This window comes from Saccharopolyspora sp. 6V, assembly GCF_020176785.1.
GTDB classification, from domain to species: Bacteria; Actinomycetota; Actinomycetes; order Mycobacteriales; family Pseudonocardiaceae; genus Saccharopolyspora_C; species Saccharopolyspora_C gregorii.
Window position 1 is genome coordinate 1 of record NZ_JAIUKB010000004.1, and the last position, 20,670, is coordinate 20,670.

A 20,670-nucleotide genomic window follows, 5' to 3' on the forward strand; every position below is an offset into this window, starting at 1 on the left:
TCCGGCCGGGGGGGGTGGGTTGCCGGGGGGGCGGGCCCCCCCCCCCCCCCCGCCCGCCCCGCGGGCTCATATTCCCCCCGCGCCCCCCCCCCCCCCCCCAAAAAGCTGTCCTCGCGAGAAAGCGGCTGAGAACCCGCGGGTGGTGCCGTTGCTCGGGTGGTCGGCGGCTCAGCGGCTTCGCCGCTGATAGGAGAAGGGCAGACCGTCGGGTGGGGTCGTGGGGACGTCGACAGTCCGGGTGGGTCCCGCGCCTCCCCGCGCGGGACCGGCCGGATCATCGTTCCTCGGTGGGGTGCGCGGTCACCTCTCGTCCTTCGTGGACTGCGCGAATCCCGTTGCGGGAGCGGACCGTCCACCGGCCCGCTCGTCCGGTCAGAACGGCTTGAACTCGTGCACGTAGGTGCCAGGGTGGGTGGCGCCGTCCTGGCGCAGCACGCCGAAGTCGTGCGACCACGGGATGTGCAGCGGGTCCTCCTGACCCGGCGGGATGGTGACCAGTTCGGTGGGCCGCCACGCCTCGGGGCTGCGGTCCGGGAGCACCGTCAGCTCCGCGATGCCCCGCTCGCCGGCCGTCAGCAGGTACCCGGGATCCCCGTCGTCCACCCGCGGCACCGAATAGGTGGGCCCGTGCACCGGGTCGTCCGGGCCGGCGAGGTCGACGCCCGGCGCGCCGCGCAGGATGCACTCGTGGTCGGAGGCGTTCGTGTACTCCAGCTGGATGCGCAGCTGCCCGGAGCCGTCGTCGAGGACCCCGCCGAACCTGGCGTCCAGATCACCGGTACCGCAGCGCGGGGTGTCGGCCGATGCGGTGCGCGCCGCATCGGCCCCGGCGGCCGACTGCGCGCCGAGCGCCGACTGGCCCGCCTGGGCACCTGCTCCGCACGCCGTCACCGCCAGCGCCGTGCCCGCCAGCGCCAGCGCCCCCAGGGTGGTCCGCAGCATGTCGTGCTCCTCTCTTCGCGGGAACCCGTGCTCCCGCCCGCTACTAGTGGGACGCCGGGGAGCGCGGCGGGTTGCCCCCGCGTGATCGACGAGCCGCGCGCCGCCCTCGCGGTGCGGACCGAACAGTCGATCGCGGCCCGGCTACCGTGGTGCGCTGACCATGAGCGGAGGGGGAGCGGATGCCGGGACGACGAGTGCTGGTGACCGGGGCGACCGGCGTCGGCAGCACGACCTTGGGACGCGCGCTGGCCGTCGCCTGGGCGGTGCCGCACGCCGACGTCGACGACTACCTGTGGCTGCCCACCTCGCCGCCGTACACCGACAAGCGCCCGGTGGCGGAACGGGTTCCGCTGATGCGGTCGCTGTTCGTGCCCCGGCCCGCGTGGGTCCTGTCGGGCACGCTGCGGGGATGGGGCGACGAGGTGATCGCCGACGTGGACGCCGTCGTGTTCCTCACCGCCGAGACCGACGTCCGGCTCGAACGGCTGCGGCGGCGCGACGTCGTCCGCTACGGCACGGCCGTCGCCGCGGGCGGCAGCCTGGCGGCCGCGCACCACGATTTCCTCTCCTGGGCGGGCGACTACGACGACACCGACGTGCCCGGCCGCCGCAGCGCGGACGAGGCCTGGCTGGCCGGGCTGCACCGCCCCGTCCTGCGGCTGTCCGGCGAACGCCCGCTGGACGACCTGCGCGCGGACGTCCTGGCCTGGCTCGGCGACGTCGACCCGCGCTGACACCTCACCGCTCGTCGTCGAGCGCGGCGGCCTCCTCCGGGGTGGGAGCGGTGCCGCCCAGGTGGGCCGGGAGCCACCAGCGGTCGTCCTCACCGGCGGGACCGTCGGGGTAGCCGGTCTGCAGGTCGTCGAGGATCGCGGACATGTGGGCGCGCAGCTCCTCGCTCAGCACCTCGGGATCGTCGTCCGGGCCGGGGTGGAACGGTTCGCCCGCGTGGATGTGGATCGGGACGTGCCGCTTGGTGAGGGTGCGCGGCCTGCCCTTCGTCCACAGCCGCTGCGTGCCCCACAGCGACATGGGCAGCACCGGGACGCCCGCGTCGGCGGCCATCCGCACCGCGCCGGACTTGATCGGCTTGACGGTGAACGAGCGGCTGATGGTCGCCTCGGGGAACACCCCGACGACCTCGCCCGCGCGCAGCCGCGCGACCGCCTCGTCGTAGGAGGCCCGGCCGGCGGACCGGTCCACCGGGATGTGGTGCATGCCGCGCATGAGCGGACCGGCGATCCCGTGGTCGAAGATCTGCTTCTTCGCCATGAACCGCACCAGCCGCCGGGACGGCTGCGCGCCGAGCCCGCAGAAGATGAAGTCCAGGTAGCTGACGTGGTTGCAGGCGATCACCGCTCCACCGGTGCGCGGGATGTGCTCGGTTCCCGTCACGCGCAGCCGGTTGTCCAGCACGCGGAACATGGTCTTCGCCGCCAGCACTACGGGCGGGTACACGATCTCGGCCATCGCGCCAGGTTACGCAGGCGTAGGTTCGACCCGCGCCCGGCTGCGGCCGCCGTCACACCCGGGCCGGCCGGGCCGGTTCCCGATCGCGCGGGGGCGCGGGCCGGGAGAACGCGTCCTCGGATTCGCTGGCCGAGTTCTCGCGGGCCTCGTGGTTCTTCCGCGGTCGCCACGAGTTCCCGCACTGCCGGAACTTCGCGCGGATCGAGGAATGCTCGGTTTTGTGCCGATTCCTTCGGGTAATTGCCGGGAGCAATGTTCTTCTTAGGTATGTCGGTATTTCCCGGCGCGCCCGCGGGTGCCGGGGAGGAGTGAAGTGGATCACTTGTTGGTGTCGGAATCCCTGCTGCACCAACGGAATCGGGAGCCGGAGCACGATGCCGACCGCGGCGGTTCCGTCCACGGAATTTCGCGAATTCGCCCGGATGCCGATGAAGATCATTCGTTCGGGAACCCCGGTCGGAGCAAAAGGAATACCCGGTCGGGTGGGGGCGCGGGGAACGGGTAGCTCGCACCATTGTCGGTTCCTAGCCTCGATTCGGCGGCGCCGGTTGCGGATATCACCGGCGGGTGCCACTTACCCGAACTGACGTCGATGGTCGCGAGGACACGAGGATCCGATGGGCACCGAATCCAGCACCCCGCCGCACGAGGACAAGATCGCGATCATCGGGATCGGCTGCCGGTTACCCGGCGGGGCGAGCACCCCCGGGGCGTTCTGGCGGAACCTGGCCGCGGGCAGGGACTGCCTCACGCCCACACCACCCGATCGCTACGACATCGGCACGCTGCGCAGCGGCGATCCCGCCAAGGCCGGCCGCCTGGTCGGCGGCCGCGGCGGCTACGTCGACGGCTTCGACGAGTTCGACCCCGCCTTCTTCGGCATCAGCCCGCGCGAGGCCGCGCACATGGACCCGCAGCAGCGCAAGCTGCTGGAGGTCACCTGGGAGGCGCTGGAGGACGGCGGCCAGCGCCCGGCCGACCTCGCGGGCACCGACGTCGGCGTCTTCATCGGCGCCTTCACCCTCGACTACAAGATCCTGCAGTTCGGTGACCTGGACTTCGGCACCCTCGCCGCGCACACCGCCACCGGCACGATGATGACGATGGTGTCGAACCGCATCTCGCACTGCTTCGACTTCCGCGGCCCCAGCGTCTCGATCGACACCGCGTGCAGCTCCTCGCTGGTGTCCGCGCACCTGGCCTGCCGCAGCCTGCGCAGCGGGGAGAGCGAGCTCGCGGTGGTCGGCGGCACCTCGCTGCAGCTGGCCCCGCAGTACACGATCAGCGAGACCCGCGGCGGCTTCCTGTCCCCCGAAGGGCTGTCCCGCACCTTCGACGCCGCCGCCGACGGGTACGTGCGCTCCGAAGGCGTGGCCGCGGTGGTGCTCAAGCGGCTCGCCGACGCCGAGCGGGACGGCGACCCGATCTACGCGCTCATCACCGGATCCGGCGTGAACCAGGACGGCCGCACCGGCGGCATCACCGTGCCCGACGGGGACCGGCAGGCGGAACTCGTCGAACGGGTCTGCGCCGAAGCGGGCCTGCTGCCCGGCGACCTGCAGTACGTGGAGGCGCACGGCACCTCGACCGCCGTCGGCGACCCCATCGAGGCGAACGCGCTCGGGCGCGCCCTCGCGCACGGGCACCGGGACGGCGACGAGCGCTACGTGGGTTCGGTGAAGACGAACATCGGGCACACCGAGGCCGCCGCCGGGGTCGTCGGCCTGATCAAGGTGGCGCTGGCGGTGCGCGCGGGCCGGATCCCGCCGCACATCAACCTGAACGAGCTCAACCCGGCGATCGACCTGGCGGCGCTGCCGTACCGGATCCCGCTGGAGCTGACCGGCTGGCCCGCGCACGAGGGCCCCGCCCGCGCCGGGGTCAACTCGTTCGGCTTCGGCGGCACCAACGCGCACGTCCTCGTCGAGGAGGCCCCCGCGCGGGCGCCGGTCGCGGACGAGCCCACGGCCCCGAGCGTGCTGCCGATCAGCGCCCGCGACGAGGACGCGCTGCGGCGGCGCGTCGAGGCGGTCCGCGCCGAGCTGGACGGCGTCGACGAGACCGGGCTGCGCGACCTCGGCTACACCCTCGCCCGGCGGCGCCAGCACCACGCGGTCCGGCTCGACGTCGTGTACTCGTCCGCGGACTCGCTGCGCGAACGGCTGGACGCGCACCTGCGCGGCGAAGCGGACCCCCGGGTGGTCGCCGACCGCTGCCGGGACGGCGGCGCAACGGTGTGGGCGTTCAGCGGCATGGGCCCGCAGTGGTGGGCGATGGGGCGGGAGCTGTTCGAGGCCGAACCGGTGTACCGGGAGGCCGTGGAACGCTGCCACGCCGAGATCCGCGACCTCGCCGGGTGGTCGCTCGTCGACGAACTCCGCGCGCCGCAAGCGGAAACGCGGATGGGGGAGACCTGGCTGGCCCAGCCCGCGAACTTCGCCGTGCAGGTCGGGCTGGCCGCGCTGTGGCGGCACCGCGGGGTGCGCCCGGACGCGATCGTCGGGCACAGCACCGGCGAGATCGCCGCCTTCCACGAAGCCGGGGTGTACTCGCTGCGGGACGCCACCACCATCGCGATCCACCGCAGCAGGCTGCAGCAGCGGCTCACCGGCACCGGGACGATGCTCGCGGTCGCGCTCGACGAGGACGCGGCGCTGGAGCGGCTGCGGGGCCGCGGCGACCGCGTCTCGGTGGCCGCGGTCAACGGCCCGGCCGCGATCACGCTGGCCGGGGACGAGGAGGAACTGCGCGCGCTCGCCGCCGAACTGGAGGCCGAGCACGTCTTCGCCCGGCAGCTGGACGTCCGGGTGCCGTACCACAGCGCGCGGATGGACCCGATCAAGGACGAGCTGCTGGCCGCGCTGGCCGGGATCCGCCCGCAGGAGGCGCGCGTCCCGCTGCACCTGACCGCGACGGAGGACCGGGCGCGCGGGCCCGAGCTGGACGCCGAGTACTGGTGGCGCAACGTCCGCGAACCCGTCCGCTTCCGCGCCGCCGTCGACCGGCTGATCGCCGATGGGCACCGCACCTTCCTGGAGATCGGTCCGCACCCGGTGCTCGCCCACCCGATCCGGGAATGCCTGGCGGACGCCGGGGTCGAGGGCATCGTGCTGCCGTCGCTCCGGCGCCGCGAGGACGAGGTCGAAGGCATGCTCACCTCGCTCGCCGCGCTGCACGCCAGGGGCGCCGAGGTCGACTGGGCCCCGCTGCACCCGGCCGGGCGGGTCGTCGCGCTGCCGCCGTACCCGTGGGCGCGGGACCGCTACTGGACCGAACCCGACGCGGTCGCGCAGATCCGGCTCGGGCGGGTCGACCACCCGCTGCTCGGCAGGCGCCTGGCCACCGCCGAGCCGGGGTGGGAACTCGCGCTCGACCTCGAACGGTCGCCGTACCTGGCCGACCACCGCATCCAGGGGACCGTCGTGTTCCCCGCCGCCGGGTACGTCGAGATGGCCGCGCAAGCCGTCCGCGCCCTCACCGGCGACGACCGGGTGCTGCTGCGCGACCTGGAGTTCCGCCGGGCGCTGTTCGTCGCCGACGGCGAGGTGGGCAAGGTCCAGCTCGCGCTGTCCGGGGAGGACGCCCGGTTCACCATCGCGACCCCGGGCGGCGACGAGCGGCGCGCGGTGCACGCGAGCGGCTCCGCCGGTATCGGCGGTGACGGGCTCGGCGACGTCCCGGACTGGTCCGCGCTGCGCGGCGCCGACCGGCGCCGCCTGGACCGGGAGTCCTGCTACGCGGCGCTGGACGCGGCCGGCTACCAGTACGGCCCCGCGTTCCGGGCGATCGAGCAGGTGTGGCTCGGCGATGACGAAGCGCTGGCCCGGATCGTGCCCACCGCGCAGGCCCGCGACGCGGCCGAGCACCACGCGCACCCCGTGCTGCTGGACGCCTGCTTCCAGACCTTGCTGGTGCCCGAAGTGCTGCGCGACGGCAGCGGCGGCACCGGGATCCGGCTGCCGCTGTCGCTGGCGGAGCTGCGGCTCGACCCGGTCGGGGACCGGCCGATCTGGGTGCACGCGCGGATCACCGCGCGCGACGGCGGCGAACTCGTCGGGCGGCTCGCGCTGTTCGCCGAGGACGGCACCCCGCTGGGCCGCATCGACGGCTTCCGCGCGGGCGAGGTGGAGCGGGCGGGCTCGCTGGCCCGCCGCACCATCGACAACTGGCTGGTCGAACCGGTGTGGCAGCCGCTGCCTGCGGTGGAAGCGGACGGTGCGAGCGGCCGCTGGCTGGTGCTCGCCGACCGGGGCGGCGTCGGCGCCGCGCTCGCCGCCCGCATCACCGCGGGCGGCGGCAGCTGCCACCTGGTGCGTCCCGGGCCGCGGTACCGGCGCGGGGACGCGGAATCCGAGCTGCGGCCAGGGGACCGCGCCGACCTGGGGCGGTTGCTCGACGAACTCGGCGCGGACGGCCCCGACCACGTGCTGCACCTGTGGAACCTGGATCCGGCGCCGATCGACGCGCTGGGCCGCGCCGAGATCGACGCGCAGGCCGAGCTCGGCGGCTACTCGCTCATCGCGCTCGCCGACGTGCTGCAGCAGCGGCACCGCGCGGCGGAGCTGCACGTGGTGACCAGAGGAGCGCAGGCCGTCGTCCCCGGGGACGTGGTCGCCCCGCTGGGCGCCCCGGCGTGGGGCGTCGGCCGCGTGCTGCGCCAGCAGGAGGCGGTGCGCAACCGCGGCAAGCTGATCGACCTCGACCCGGGCCGCGCCGACTCCGCGGCGGACGCCGCGGACGTGCTGCGCGCCGTCGCCGCGCCCGACGAGGACGAGATCGCGGTGCGCGGCAGCACGTTCCGCACCGCCCGGCTGCGCCCCGCGCAGGACCTGTCGACGCCGCTGCCGCCCGTGCTGCGACCGGACGGCACCTACCTGGTCACCGGCGCGTTCGGCGCCCTCGGCCGGTTGCTGTGCCGCACCCTGGTCAAGCGGGGCGCGCGCCGGCTGGTGCTGATCAGCCGCTCCGGGGTGCCCGAGCGCGTCGAGTGGGGGAACCAACACCCGGACTCCCCGGTGGGCGGCCGCGTCCGCTTCGTCCGCGAACTGGAAGCGTTCGGCGCGCACCCCGAGGTCGTCGGCCTCGACATCACGGACGAGACCGCGCTGACCACCTGGCTCGCCGAGCACCGGCGCGGTGCACCGCAGCCGATCCGCGGGGTGTTCCACCTCGCCGGGAACCTGCGCGACGCGCTGGTGGCCGACCTGGACCGCGAGGCCTACCGCGCGGTGCACGACCCCAAGGTCGTCGGCTCGCTGCTGCTGCACCGGCACCTGCGGGACGAGCCGCTGGAGCACTTCGTGCTGTTCGCCTCGATCGCGTCGCTGCTGACCACCGCGGGGCAGACGAACTACGCGGCGGGCAACGCCTTCCTCGACGCGCTCGCCCACCACCGGCGCGCGCTCGGGCTGCCCGCGCTCAGCATCGACTGGGGTCCGTGGGCCACCGGCATGATCGAGGAGCAGGGCCTCGTCGAGCACTACCGGACCGCGCGCGGCATGAGCTCGCTGACCCCCGAGGCCGGCATGGCGGTGCTGGAGCGGGTCCTCGGGCAGCGCCACGCCCAGCTGGTGGTCGCCACCGTCGTCGACTGGCCCACCTTCCTGTCCTGGTACCCGGTCGCGCCGCCGCTGGTCGCCGAGCTCGCGTCCGCCGCCGATGCCGGGGACGCGGGCGAGACCGCGGGGTTCCTCGACATCTTCCGCGCCGCCGACCCCGCGCTGCGCCACGACCTGCTCACCGAGCGCTTCACGGCGCTGGTCGCCGGTGTGCTGCAGGTGCCGCCGGACTCGGTGGACGGGCAGGACGGGCTCAACGCGCTCGGCCTGGACTCGATGCTCGCGATGGAGCTGCGCGCGCAGATCCAGGCGGAGCTCGGCGTGGCGCTGCCGGTCGTCGCGCTGCTCGGCAACACCCCGGTGCGCGAACTGGTCCAGCAGGTCCACGACGAGCTCGCGGAGTCCGCGGGCGCGGACGCGGGCGCGGTGGCGGCCGTGGAGGTCTTCCGCGACGAGCACCGCTTCCCGCTCACCCAGAACCAGAAGGCGCTGTGGTTCCTCAAGCAGCTGCACCCCGACGGCTTCGCCTACAACATCGGCGGCGCCGTCGAGGTCCGCACCGAACTGGACCCGCGGCTGCTGGCCGAGGCGTTCGGCACCCTGGTGGCCCGGCACCCGAGCCTGCGCGCCAACTTCCTGCTGCACCGCGGCGAACCGGTGCAGGTGATCGCGCCGGAGGCGGTGCCGGACTTCGCGGTCGTCGACGTGCGCGGCCTGCCCTGGGAGGAGGTGCACCGGCGGATCGTCGCGGCCTACCGCGCGCCCTACGACCTCGAACGCGATCCGCTGATCCGGTTCCGCCTGTTCCAGCGCGCGCCCGACCGCTGGGTGCTGGTGAAGGCCGTGCACCACATCATCTCGGACGCGATCTCGACGTTCACCTTCATCGAGGAACTGCTGGCCCTGTACGAAGGACTGCGGCGCGGTGAACCCGTCGAGCTGCCGCCGGTGGCCGCGAGCTACCTGGACTTCCTCAACCGGCAGAACGAGTTCCTGGCCGGGCCCGACGCGCGGCGGATGCTGGAGCACTGGCGCTCCCACCTGCCGGGGCGGATCGAGGTGCTGAACCTGCCGACGGACAAGCCGCGCCCGCTGGTGCAGACGCACAACGGGGCCTCGGAGTTCTTCGCGCTGGACACCGAGCTCAGCGCCCGGGTGCACGAACTGGCGCGGGAGCACAACGTCACCCCGTTCGTGGTGCTGCTCAGCGCCTACTACCTGCTGCTGCACCGGTACTCCGGCCAGGACGACCTCATCGTCGGCAGCCCGGTCACCGGCCGCACCGCGCCCGAGTTCGGCTCGGTGTACGGCTACTTCGTCAACCCGCTGCCGCTGCACGCGCACCTCGGCGGCGACCCGGCGGTGGCCGAGCTGCTGGACCGGGTCCGCACCGCCGTGCTGGGCGGGCTGGACAACCAGGAGTACCCGTTCGTGCTGCTGGTCGAGCAGCTCGGGTTGCAGCACGACCCGAGCCGCTCGGCGGTGTTCCAGGTGATGTTCATCCTGCTGCACCACAAGGTCTCCGCTGAGCAGTACGGCTACCGGCTCGACTACGTGGAGTTGCCCGAGGAGGAGGGCCAGTTCGACCTGACGCTGTCGGTGTACGAGGACGAAGCCGACCAGCGCTTCCACTGCGTGTTCAAGTACAACACCGACCTGTTCCTGCCCGCGACGATGCGGCGGCTGGCCGGGCACTACACGGCGCTGCTCGACGCGCTCACCGCGGCACCGCCCGCGCGGCGCATCGCGGAGCTGCCGATGCTCGACGCGGCCGAGCGGGACCGGATCCTCGGCGAGTGGAGCGGCGCGGGCCGCGAACCGGCCGTCGGCGCACCCGTGCACGAGCTGGTGGTCGCCGCCGCCCGCGAGCACCCGGACGCGATCGCGGTCTCGCACCCGGGGACCGACCGGCGGATGAGCTACGCCGAACTGGACGAGCTGTCCGGCCGGCTGGCGCGCGGGCTGCGGGCGCGCGACGTCGGCGAGGGCTCGATCGTGGGGCTGTGCCAGGGGAAGGGCCCGGAGCTGATCGCCTCGGTGCTGGCGGTGCTGCGCGCCGGCGCCGCCTACCTGCCGCTGGACCCGGGGCACCCGCCGGATCGGCTCGCGGCGATGGTGCGGCGGTCCGGGGCGGGCGTGGTGCTCGCCGACGAGCCGATGCGGGCGGTGCTCGGGACGGCGGCGGAGCTGCTGACCCCGGCGGAACTCGCGGCGGAGGGCGCCGGCGAGCCCGCGGGCGCGGAGGTCCGGGTCGCGCTCGACTCGCCCGCCTACGTCTGCTGCACCTCCGGCTCCACCGGCCTGCCGAAGGCGGTGCAGGTCAGCCACCGCAACCTCGCTTCCGCGCAGGCGTCCTGGCAGCGCGAGTACGGCCTCGGCGGGGACGTGCGGGTGCACCTGCAGCTCGCCAGCCCGGCCTTCGACGTGTTCACCGGCGACCTGGTGCGGGCGTTGAGCACCGGCGGCACCCTGGTGCTCGTCGACCGGGACCTGCTGTTCAACACCGCGCTGCTGCACCGGACGATGGTCCGGGAACGGGTGGACTGCGCCGAGTTCGTGCCCGCGGTGGTGCGCGGACTGGTGGAGCACTGCGAATCCCGCGGCGCGCGGCTGGACTTCCTGCGGGTGCTGGTCGTCGGCTCCGACGTGTGGAAGGTCGAGGAGCACCGGCGGCTGCGCGAGCTGTGCGGCCCGGACACCCGGCTGATCAGCTCTTACGGGGTCACCGAGGCCACGGTGGACAGCACCTGCTTCGAAGGGTCCACCGACGGGATGGAACCCGGGCAGCCGGTGCCGATCGGCATGCCGCTGCCGAACACCACCTGCTACGTGCTCGACGAGCACGAGCGGCCGGTGCCCGCGGGCGTCACCGGGGAGCTGTGGCTCGGCGGGGCCGCGGTCGCCACCGGCTACCGGGGCGACCCCGAGCAGACCGCCGAGCGGTTCCGCACCCTGTCCCCGGGCGGGGAGCCGGTGCGCTGCTACCGCACCGGTGACCTGGCGCGCTGGGACGAGCGGGGCGTGCTGCACCTGTTGGGGCGGGCCGATTCGCAGATCAAGGTGCGCGGGCACCGAATCGAGCTCGGTGAGGTCGAAGCGCACCTGGCCGCCTGGCCGCAGCTCAAGCGGGTCGTGGTGGTGGCGCGCCCGGACTCCGGCGGGGAGACCGCGCTGTGCGCCTACTGCGTGCCGGTCGACGGCGCGGAGCTGGACCGGCGCGGCCTGCGCCGCCACCTGGCCGAGCACCTGCCCACGTTCATGATCCCGGCGCACCTGGTGGAACTGCCGGAGCTGCCGCTGACGACGAGCGGCAAGGTCGACCTCGACGAGCTGCCCGCCCCGTCGGCCGCGCGGACCCACGACCACGAACCGACCACGACGCTGTTCGAGGAGCGGATGGCCGCGCACTGGCAGGCCCTGCTCGGCCTGGACCGGGTCGGGCTGCACGACGACTTCTTCGAGCTGGGCGGCAGTTCCATCAAGCTGATCGAGCTGATCCACCACGTGCAGGCCGAGTTCGACATCACCGTCGCGGTCGGCGAGCTGTTCAAGACCACGACGTTGCACGGCATGGCCAAGACCGTCGAGCACGTGATCACCGGGCGGTTGCCGGGATCCCAGCCGTACGTGCGGTTCGGGGAGGGGCGCGGCGATCCGCTGTGCTGCTTCCCGCCGGTCGGCGGGCACGGGCTGGTGTACCGCCAGCTCGCCGGGAGACTCGCCGAGCACGAGCTGATCGGGTTCAACTACCTCAGCGGGGACGACAAGATCGCCCGCTACGCGGACCTGGTCGAGGCGTTCCAGCCGGAGGGCGCCTGCCGGCTGCTGGGCTACTCGCTGGGCGGGAACCTGGCCTTCGAGGTCGCGGGCGAGCTGGAGCGGCGGGGCAGGCGGGTCGCCCGCGTGATCATCGTCGACTCCTACCGGATCTCGGCCCCGTTCGAGGTGGGCGACGAACAGCTCGCCGAGTTCGAGCGGGAGCTAGCCGAACACCTGCGCAGGCACACCGGCACCGACGTGGTCGCCGAGGAGACCCGCGACCAGGCCCGGGAGTACCTGGAGTTCTGCGGCCGCACCCCGAACACCGCGGTGCTGGACGCGCCGATCACGGTGCTCAGCGACCCGCACAACCTCCCGATCCACCTCACCGGTGAGGAGGGCGGCTGGCAGGACCGCTCGCGGCGCGGAGCCGAGGTGCTGCGCGGATCCGGGGCGCACGCGGACATGCTCGACCGCGAGCACGTCGGCGCGAACGCGGACCTGGTGCGCGAGGTCCTCGCCGGGGGTGCCGCCGATGTCGCCTGAGCACCCCGCCGACAGGGCCCCCAGCGTCATCGTCATCGGCGGCGGCATCGCCGGGCTGGCGACCGCCTGCTACGCGCGGATGAGCGGTCTGCGCACCCAGGTGTTCGAGAAGCACGTGCTGCCCGGCGGCTGCTGCACCGCGTGGGGCCGCGACGGCTACATCTTCGACTACTGCATCGAGTGGCTGCCCGGCACCGCGGCCGGCAACGACGCCCACCGCGTGTGGCAGGAGCTCGGAGCATTGGACGGCAAGAGCATCACGAACTTCGAGATGTTCAACCGGGTCGTCGGTGCCGACGGCAGGGAGGTGACCTTCTACAACGACCCGGACCGGTTGCAGCGGCACCTGCTGGAGATCTCGCCGGAGGACGCCCGGCCGATTCGCTCGTTCTGCCGGTACCTGCGCCGGTTCCTGGCCGCGGCGGACTTCCCCCACCTGGTCCCGGGGCCGTTGCAGACGCGGCGGGAGAAGCTGGCGGCCGTGGCCCGGGCGCTGCCCGCCGCGATGCTGTACCGGCGCACCGCGACCGCCGGGATGCCGAGCTTCACCGACGGGCTGCGGGATCCGCTGCTGCGGCGGGCGTTCCCGTTCATCTTCTTCCAGGACCACGGCGGTTTCCCGCTGCTGCCGTACCTGCTCAACATGGCCGCGGCCCACCACGGCAACGCGGGGTTCCCCGAGGGCGGGTCGCTCGGGCTGGCGCGCTCGGTCGAGCGGCGCTACCTCGACCTCGGCGGGGACATCCGCTACCGGGCCAGGGTGGAGCGGATCCTGGTGGAGGGCGGCCGTGCGGTCGGGGTGCAGCTGCGCGACGGGACCCGGCACCACGCCGACCACGTCGTGTCGGCCTGCGACGGGGCGACCACGATCTACCGGATGCTGGAGGGCCGTTACACCGGCCCCGCGGTCGATCGCCTGTACGAGGATCTGCTGCACCGGTCGGAGGAGGTGTACCCGGGAGTCCTGTCGGCGTTCGTCGGCGTGGACGGGGAACTTCCGCCCGGCACGCCGCACAGCACCACCTACCTGCTGTCCGAACAGGACTGCGCGGCGCTGCCCGGGGTGGCGCAGCGCAGCATCGTGGTGCAGTTGCGGTCGAAATACTGGGCGGGGTGCGCTCCGCCCGGCAAGTCCCTGCTGCACTGCACGTACTTCACGGACTTCGCCTCCTGGCGGGAGCTGCGCCGCTCGAACCGGCGGGAGTACCGGGCGCGCAAGGAGCGGGTCGCCACCTTCGTCCGTTCGTTCCTGGAGCGCCGCTACCCGGGTCTCGACGACCGCGTCGAGTCGGTGGACGTGGCCACCCCCGTCACCCAACACCGCTACACCGGCAACTTCGCGGGCAGCATCCTCGCCTGGAAATCCTTCGGGGCGGCCGACGACCTGCTGGCGCAGCTGGTCGACCGGGACCGGATGCGGTTGCCCGGCCTGCGCGGGTTCTCAATGGCCGGGCAGTGGGTCGACGGTGGTGGCCTGATCCGCGCGGCCTCCTCCGGCAGGCACGCCGCGCAGTTCCTCTGCCAGGAGCTCGGGGTGCCGTTCCGCGCGTGGGAGAGCGATCAGCAGGAACCGTGGGACCGCGAGATGCTCGGCGAACTGCCGCTGCTGGACCGGGATCCGACTCGGCACGACAGGAGGGGACCGCGGTGAACCGCGAAACGATGATCATCATCGGTGGTGGGCTGGGCGGGTTGTCCACCGGCTGCTACGCCCAGATGAACGGCTACCGCTCGCGGATCTTCGAGATGCACGAGATCCCCGGCGGCTGCTGCACCGCGTGGGACAAGGGCGACTTCACCTTCGACATCTGCGTGAGCTGGCTGCTCGGCAACGGGCCCGGCAACGAGATGCACCAGATCTGGCTGGAGCTCGGCGCCTTGCAGGGCAAGGAGATGCGGCACTTCGACGTGTTCAACGTGGTGCGCGCGCGGGACGGGCGGGCGGTGTACTTCTACTCCGACCCGGACCGGCTGCAGGCGCACCTCACCGAGCTGTCTCCCGCGGACGCGCGGCTGATCCGGCACTTCTGCAACGGCCTGCGCAAGTTCCGGAAGGCGATCACGGTCTACCCGTTCCTCAAGCCGGTCGGGCTGATGGGCCGGTTCGAGCGCTGGCGGATGCTGGCCTCGTTCCTGCCGTACCTCAACGTCATCCGCACCTCCATCACCACCCTGATGACGGACTACTCGGCGAAGTTCCGGGATCCGCTGCTGCGGGAGGCGTTCAACTTCATCCTCTACGAGAAGCACCCGGCGTTCCCGGTGCTGCCGTTCTACTTCCAGCTCGCCTCGCACGCCAACCGCTCGGCCGGGGTGCCGGAAGGCGGCTCGCAGGGGCTGTCGGACTCCATCGAGCAGCGCTACCACCGGCTCGGCGGCCGGATCACCTACAACGCCAAGGTCGTCGAGGTGCTGGTGGAGGACGACCGCGCGGTCGGGGTGCGGCTCAGCGACGGCAGCGAACACCGCGCCGACATCATCGTGTCCGCCTGCGACGGGCGCACCACCACGATGGAACTGCTCGGCGGCCGGTACCTCTCCGACGACCACCGGCGGCTCTACGAGAAGACCATCGACGAGCCCGGCATGATCTTCCCTGGGTACTTCGCGCTGTTCCTCGGGCTGGACCGGCCGTTCCCCGAAGTCGATCCCTGCACCACACACCTGCTCGACGAGGACGTGGCGTCGAAGCTGATCGGGCTGCGCCACCCGAGCATCAACGTGCAGTTCCGCAGCGAGCACTACCCGGAGCTGGCCCCGCCGGGCGGCGCGGTCGTGTACGCCACCTACTTCTGCGACATCGAACCGTGGCGGGCGCTGAGCACCGGGCCGGAACAACGGACCCGGGTCCGGCACGGCACCGAGGTGCACACCCTCCCGGTGCGCCGCGGCACCGCCTACTACGCGGCGAAGCGCCAGGTGAAGGACGCGCTGGTCGACCACCTCGACACCTGCCACCCCGGGCTGCGGGACGCCGTGGTCACCCGCGACATCTCCACCCCGCTCACCCAGGTCCGCTACACCGGCAACTACGACGGCACCGTCCTCGGCTGGCAGCCGTTCGTGGACGGGGGCGAGGACATGGAGGAGGCGATCAAGAAGCACGGGCCGCGGCTGCCCGGGCTGGCGAACTTCTACCTGTCCGGGGTGTGGGCCACGACCGGCGGCCTCATCCGGGCCGTCGGCGCGGGCAGGCAGGTCATGCACTTCGTGTGCCGCGACGACGCCAAGGAGTTCACCGCGCACATCGACGAATCCGCACCACCGCCCACCCACCGGGTCATCCCGGTAGGACCGGACGTCCCCCGGCAGGCCGCGGCGGCCGAGCCGGCCCCGAAGCGAGGAGCCTGAGGTGAAGATCGAGAAATGGGTCATCCGCGAGCACGCGGAGGGCGTGCCCGCGGTCGACCGGATGTACGAGAAGGTGGTCGAGGACGTCGAGGTCCGGCTCCGGCCGGAGGAGATGCTGCTGCGCGTCCGGTACGTCTCCCTCGACCCGTACTTGCACGGGATCACGCTGAACCTGCCGCTCGGGGAGACGGCGGGCGGCGACTCGGTCATGGAGGTCCTGGAGGCCGGGCCCCGCGCCCGCTTCCAGCCGGGCGAGCTGGTGCAGGGCTGGGGCGGCTGGCGCAGCCACGTCATCAGCACCGGGGCCGGCGGCACGGTGTTCCGGAGCGCCTTCCCGCTGCAGGTGCCCGGCTTCCGCAGGCTCGACCAGGCCCACCACGACGAGGCGCTGCCGCTGTCGAGCGCGCTCGGCGTCTTCGGCGGACCCGGCATGGCCGCCTGGGGGACGGTGACGAAGTTCCTCGACGTGCGGCCCGGCGACACGGTGCTCGTCAGCGGTGCCTCCGGTGGTGTGGGCGCGCTCGTCGGCCAGCTCGCCGGGCTCGCCGGGGCGCGGGTGGTGGGCACGACCACCTCGCCGGAGAAGGTGCCGTACCTGCGAGGGCTCGGCTTCGACGAGGTCGTGGTCTACCGGGACGGCACCCCCGCCGAACAGGTCCGCGTCGAGCTCGCCACCGCCGCGCCGGACGGCATCGACCGGTACTTCGACAACCTCGGCGGCGCGATCACCGACGCCGCGTTCACCCTGCTCACCGTCGGCAGCCGGGTGGCGATCTGCTGGCAGTGGGCGCACCAGGTCGGTGGCGAGGAGACCGGACCGCGGCTGCTGCCGCTGCTGATGTACCCGCGCACCACGGTCCGGGGCATCTACTCGCTGGAATGGCACACCGAGCAGGAGTGGGCCGCGCTGCGCGCCGACCTCGGCCCGCTCGTCCGCAGTGGGCGGCTCCGCCACGACCAGACCACGTACCACGGGATCGACGCGATCCCGGACGCCTACGACAGCCTGTACCGCGGTAGCGCGGGCAACCGGGGAAAGGTGCTGGTGGAACTGTGAACAGCGTGGAGGACGTCCCGCGACCGGGCTCGGCCGGGAACCCGCGGAGCTACCCGTTCGACCAACCGGACCGGCTGGGGGTCCACCCGTCCTACGCGGAGCTGCGGCGCGACGACCCGGTGTCGCGGGTGCAGCTCGCCTACGGCGAACCGGCCTGGCTGGCCACCCGCTACGCGGACGTGAAGTTCGTGCTCAGCGACCCGCGGTTCAGCCGGGCGCTCGCGTTCGACCGGGACGAGCCCAGCACCCGGCCGAAGGGCGCCATCGGCCGCCACATCCGCAGCCTGCAGTACCTGGATCCACCGGAGCACACCCGCATCCGCAAGATCCTCAGCCACGCCTTCACGGTGCGCGGCATCGAGAAGCTGCGCCCCGGGGTGCAGCGGCTCGCCGACGAGCTCGTCGACGGCATGCTGGAACGCGGTCGCACCGCCGACCTCGCGGAGGACTTCGCGCGGCCGTTCCCGGCGGGCGTGATATGCGAGCTGCTGGGCGTGCCGTACGCGGACCGGCACGACTTCCAGACCTGGTCGGACGCGTTCATGTCCGTCGGCAGGCTGTCCCCGGAGCAGATCCGGTCCTACGCCACGCAGCTGCGCGAGTACATGGGCAGGCTCATCGTGCAGCGCCGCGAGGCGCCGAAGGACGACCTGATGAGCATCCTCGTCACCGCCCGCGACGTGGACGGCAGGCTCAACGACGACGAGCTGCTGTCCCTGGCGGTGGCGATCCTCGTCGGCGGGCACGAGACGACGGCCTCGCAGATCTCCAGCTTCACGTACGCCCTGCTCGCCCGGCCCGAGCTGCCGGCCCGGCTGGTCGCGGACCCGGAACTGGTGGCGCCGACCGTGGAGGAGCTGCTGCGCTACGTCCCGCTGTTCTCGATGGCGGCGTTCCCGCGCTACGCCACCGAGGACGTCGAGGTGGGCGGGGTGCTGGTGCGCGCGGGCGAACCGGTGCTGGTGAGCCTGGTCTCGGCGAACCGGGACGAGTCGGTGTACCACGACCCCGACGTGCTGGACGTGACGCGGAAGGAGTCCGCGCACGTCGGTTTCGGCTACGGCGCGCACTTCTGCGTCGGGGCGCAGCTGGCCCGGGTGGAGTTGCAGATCGCGTTGCGCACCTTGCTGCGGCGCCTGCCGGGATTGCGGTTCGCCACCTCCGAGCAGGACGTGGAGTGGAAGCGGGGGCTGTTCACCCGCGGCCCGCTGCGGCTGCCGATCGCCTGGGACGGGGCCTGACCGCCCGCCGGACCGGGGCGGGCGGCCCGCCCCTGATCACCACGTCACCGGGAGGCGGTGCACGCCGTAGTTGACCGAGGCCTCGCGCAGCGGGACCTCGGCGGCGGGCACCGCCAACCGCAGTCCGGGGAACCGCCGCAGCAGCCCGGAGAACCCGAGCCGCAGCTCCACCCGGGCGAGCTGCGCGCCCAAGCAGTGGTGAATGCCGTGCCCGAACGCGAGGTGCCCGGTGGCCGGCCGGCCGAGGTCCAGCCGGTCGGGTTCCGGGAACCGCTCCGGGTCCCGGTTGGCCGCCGACAGCGACACCGTGATCGGTTCGCCTTCGCGGATGGTGCTGCCGCGCAGGTCGACGTCCTCCAGTGCGGTGCGGGTGGCGCCGAACTGGTTGATCGTCAGGTACCGCAGCAGTTCCTCCACCGCGGTGTCGATCATCGCCGGGTCCGCGCGCAGCGCCGCGAGCTGCTCGGGGTGCGCGAGCAGGGCGTAGGTGCCGAGGCCGAGCATGTTCGCCGTCGTGTCGTCGCCGCCGGTGATGAGCATCGAGCACATCGTGGCGATCTCCTCGTCGGAGAGGTCTTCGTCGGCGAGCAGCGCGCTCACCAGGTCGTCACCGGGGGCGGCGCGCTTGGCGCGCACCTGCTCGTGCAGCTCGGTCCACAGCCGTCCCCACGCTCGCCCGGTGCTCTCCGCGTCGTTCTCCAGCGCCAGCATCGATTCGGTGGCGGCGCGCACCGAGGTCCGGTCCAGCCGCGCGCCGAGCAGCGTGCCGATCACCTCGAACGCGACGGGGCTCGCGAAGACCTCGACCAGGTCGACGGGCCCGCCCGCGGCCTCCACCGCGTCGAGCCGCCGCTCGACGACGTCGGCGACCAGCGGCTCCAGCCGCTGCACCCGGCGCGGGGCGAACGCGGCGGCAAGCTTGCGCCGGTACCACGCGTGCTCGGCGGCGGGCAGCACGCTGAACAGGCCCGGCGGCACCTCGTCGAAGGTGTCCTCGCCGTCGGCGGGGCCGCGCATCACGTCGAGGCTGGAGCTGAAGCGGTGGTCGACGAGCACCTCGCGGGCCAGTTCGTGGCTGGTCACCAGCCAGCCGAGCCTGCCGTCGGAGTGGTGCAGCCGCGCCAGCGGTTGCGCCGCGCGCAGTTCCCGCAGCCCGTCGTGCGGATCGAAGGGGCGGCTGCGGGTCGTGGGGTGGCGCACCGGCGTGCCGGTCATGGCGGGCTCCTCGTCGGGGTCGGAGAGGGCAGACGATCTCCATGCTTCCGGGACGGTGGTGCGAAGTCAGGGATCTCCACCCGTCCGTGCGGCGGACGAAACCCGTTCAGCGCAACGCTTTCCGCTGCCGGGTTTCGCGTGCCGGACCACCGCCGGGGCGCGGCAGGAGGGCGGGGCCCGGGCGCCGAGCGGCGGGCGCGCCGACGCCACCCCGGGCGGGCGACCGGACCCGGCCGCGACGGGCTCCGCCCCCGGAGGACCGGTCAGCCGCGGACCGGCCACCCGCGGACCGGCCACCCGCGGACCGGCCACCCGCGGACAGGTTCGGAACGAATTTCGCCGATCACCTGGTGGGATCCGGCGCGTCCGAGGTGACCGGGCCGGGCCGGTCGCTCTGCGGGTTTCCGCGCGATCGGGCGCGAGGTTCGGGAGCATGGCCCGCCGAAACCGGCTCCGGTGCAGGATTCCCGCGTTGACCGGGTGCCGCTCGCTGTCTAGCGTTCCGCCGCATGAATCCAGGGCACCGCGCCGAGCCGGTCGACGAGGTGGATCGCCGCATCATCGCCGCGCTCCAGCTCAACGGCCGCGCGCCGTGGAGCGCCATCGCGCGCTGGGCCGGGGCGAGCGAGACCACCGTGCAGCGCCGGTTCACCGCGCTGCTCGAACGCGGGCTGGTGCGGGTCGTCGGTGTCATCGACCTGGACCGCACCGCCGCGGGTTCCTCCATGCTGGTGCGGATCCAGGCGAAACCGGGCAAGGGGTGGGAACTGGCGGAGCTGCTGGCCGCCCACCCCGAAGCCCGGTTCCTCGCCGTGGTCACCGGCACCGCCGACCTGATCGTCGACTTCGTCGCCCACGACAACGACCAGCTGCTGCGGTTGCTGTTCACCGACCTGCCCGGGGCGGGGCTCATCGCGGGCACCGAGAGCGTCGCGGTGATCCGCACCTTCACCACGGCCCCCGCCTGGGACACCGGGCTGCTGCCCGACGAAGCGGCGGACGACCTCCGGCGGTCGCCGACCCCGGCCTACGAACGCGCGGACTGGGGCCGGCCGCCGCGCGCGATGGGGGAGCTCGAACGCTCGGTCGCCGAGGAGCTGGCCCGCGACGGGCGGCTCCCGATCAGCGTGCTCGCCCGGCGCCTCGGTTGCAGCGAATCCGGTGCGGCGCGGGCGCTGGACCGGCTGCTGAACTCGCACAGCGTCCAGTTCCGCACGCTGGTCGAACCCGGGGTCCTGGGCTACGGCGTGGAGTTCATGCTGTGGCTCTCGATCCACCCGGGACGGCTCGACGCCGCCGGGCGGCAGCTCGCCGCCCATCCCGGCACGAAGTTCCTCGCCGCCGCGACCGGCCGGTTCAACCTGGTGGGGCAGATGGTGCTGCCCGCCAAGGCGGACCTCTTCCGCTACACCGACGAGGTCATCGGCACCTTGCCGGGGCTGCACGCCTCGGACATCACGCTGCACCTGGCCACCCTCAAGCGGGCCTGGACCCCGGTGGGCGGCTTCGAACGACCCCGAGCTTGAGGGAG

At 73.2% G+C, this 20,670-nt stretch carries 10 protein-coding genes; 7 read left to right on the forward strand and 3 right to left on the reverse strand.

The window, feature by feature from the left end; all coding sequences use genetic code 11:
• Window positions 1–372: 372 nt before the first annotated feature.
• The gene (locus LCD35_RS00995; RefSeq protein ID WP_224957322.1) at window positions 373–942 is read right to left on the reverse strand and encodes a DUF4232 domain-containing protein; all 570 of its coding nucleotides are present in this window, start codon (window positions 940–942) and stop codon (window positions 373–375) included.
• Between the two features lie 179 nt (window positions 943–1,121).
• Here LCD35_RS00995 and LCD35_RS01000 point away from each other — a divergent pair, with 179 nt between their 5' ends.
• Entirely contained in the window at window positions 1,122–1,676 is a 555-nt protein-coding gene (locus LCD35_RS01000) for a hypothetical protein (RefSeq protein ID WP_224957324.1), read from the forward strand.
• Between the two features lie 4 nt (window positions 1,677–1,680).
• Here the strand turns inward: LCD35_RS01000 and LCD35_RS01005 are convergent, their stop codons facing one another.
• Window positions 1,681–2,412: a 1-acyl-sn-glycerol-3-phosphate acyltransferase gene (locus tag LCD35_RS01005; protein WP_224957325.1), complete on the reverse strand. Its 732-nt coding sequence runs from the start codon at window positions 2,410–2,412 to the stop codon at window positions 1,681–1,683.
• A gap of 617 nt (window positions 2,413–3,029) precedes the next feature.
• On the opposite strand from LCD35_RS01005, the gene LCD35_RS01010 reads away from it, so the two are divergent.
• The 5 genes from LCD35_RS01010 to LCD35_RS01030 are packed head-to-tail and all read left to right on the forward strand — an operon-like array spanning window position 3,030 to window position 17,924.
• The gene (locus LCD35_RS01010; protein WP_225043581.1) at window positions 3,030–12,275 is read left to right on the forward strand and encodes a non-ribosomal peptide synthetase/type I polyketide synthase; all 9,246 of its coding nucleotides are present in this window, start codon (window positions 3,030–3,032) and stop codon (window positions 12,273–12,275) included.
• Window positions 12,265–13,926 (forward strand): NAD(P)/FAD-dependent oxidoreductase, encoded by a 1,662-nt coding sequence (locus tag LCD35_RS01015; RefSeq protein WP_224957327.1) that lies wholly within the window; start codon window positions 12,265–12,267, stop codon window positions 13,924–13,926. The genes LCD35_RS01010 and LCD35_RS01015 overlap by 11 nt, the downstream gene beginning before the upstream one ends.
• Window positions 13,923–15,626: an NAD(P)/FAD-dependent oxidoreductase gene (locus LCD35_RS01020; RefSeq protein WP_224957328.1), complete on the forward strand. Its 1,704-nt coding sequence runs from the start codon at window positions 13,923–13,925 to the stop codon at window positions 15,624–15,626. Before LCD35_RS01015 ends, LCD35_RS01020 begins: the two co-directional genes overlap by 4 nt.
• Before the next feature lies 1 nt (window position 15,627).
• Window positions 15,628–16,683, forward strand: coding sequence for an NADP-dependent oxidoreductase (locus LCD35_RS30365; protein WP_224957329.1), 1,056 nt, complete (start codon window positions 15,628–15,630; stop codon window positions 16,681–16,683).
• The gene (locus LCD35_RS01030; protein WP_224957330.1) at window positions 16,680–17,924 is read left to right on the forward strand and encodes a cytochrome P450; all 1,245 of its coding nucleotides are present in this window, start codon (window positions 16,680–16,682) and stop codon (window positions 17,922–17,924) included. The genes LCD35_RS30365 and LCD35_RS01030 overlap by 4 nt, the downstream gene beginning before the upstream one ends.
• Window positions 17,925–17,960: 36 nt before the next feature.
• Here the strand turns inward: LCD35_RS01030 and LCD35_RS01035 are convergent, their stop codons facing one another.
• Window positions 17,961–19,139 carry a cytochrome P450 gene (locus LCD35_RS01035; protein WP_224977372.1) on the reverse strand — a complete coding sequence of 393 codons (1,179 nt, stop codon included), beginning with the start codon at window positions 19,137–19,139 and terminating at the stop codon, window positions 17,961–17,963.
• 509 nt (window positions 19,140–19,648) lie between these two features.
• On the opposite strand from LCD35_RS01035, the gene LCD35_RS01040 reads away from it, so the two are divergent.
• A complete protein-coding gene (locus LCD35_RS01040; RefSeq protein ID WP_224965894.1) occupies window positions 19,649–20,665 on the forward strand; it encodes an Lrp/AsnC family transcriptional regulator in 1,017 nt (338 codons plus the stop codon).
• Window positions 20,666–20,670: the final 5 nt, after the last annotated feature.

Excerpts from the sequence above, each read along its gene's own strand:
- LCD35_RS01035 (WP_224977372.1), bottom strand. The coding sequence starts at position 19,139 with ATGACCGGCACGCCGGTGCGCCACCCCACGACCCGCAGCCGCCCCTTC.
- LCD35_RS01000 (WP_224957324.1), top strand. The coding sequence starts at position 1,122 with ATGCCGGGACGACGAGTGCTGGTGACCGGGGCGACCGGCGTCGGCAGC.
- LCD35_RS01040 (WP_224965894.1), top strand. The coding sequence starts at position 19,649 with ATGAATCCAGGGCACCGCGCCGAGCCGGTCGACGAGGTGGATCGCCGC.
- LCD35_RS01005 (WP_224957325.1), bottom strand. The coding sequence starts at position 2,412 with ATGGCCGAGATCGTGTACCCGCCCGTAGTGCTGGCGGCGAAGACCATG.
- LCD35_RS01015 (WP_224957327.1), top strand. The coding sequence starts at position 12,265 with ATGTCGCCTGAGCACCCCGCCGACAGGGCCCCCAGCGTCATCGTCATC.
- LCD35_RS00995 (WP_224957322.1), bottom strand. The coding sequence starts at position 942 with ATGCTGCGGACCACCCTGGGGGCGCTGGCGCTGGCGGGCACGGCGCTG.
- LCD35_RS01010 (WP_225043581.1), top strand. The coding sequence starts at position 3,030 with ATGGGCACCGAATCCAGCACCCCGCCGCACGAGGACAAGATCGCGATC.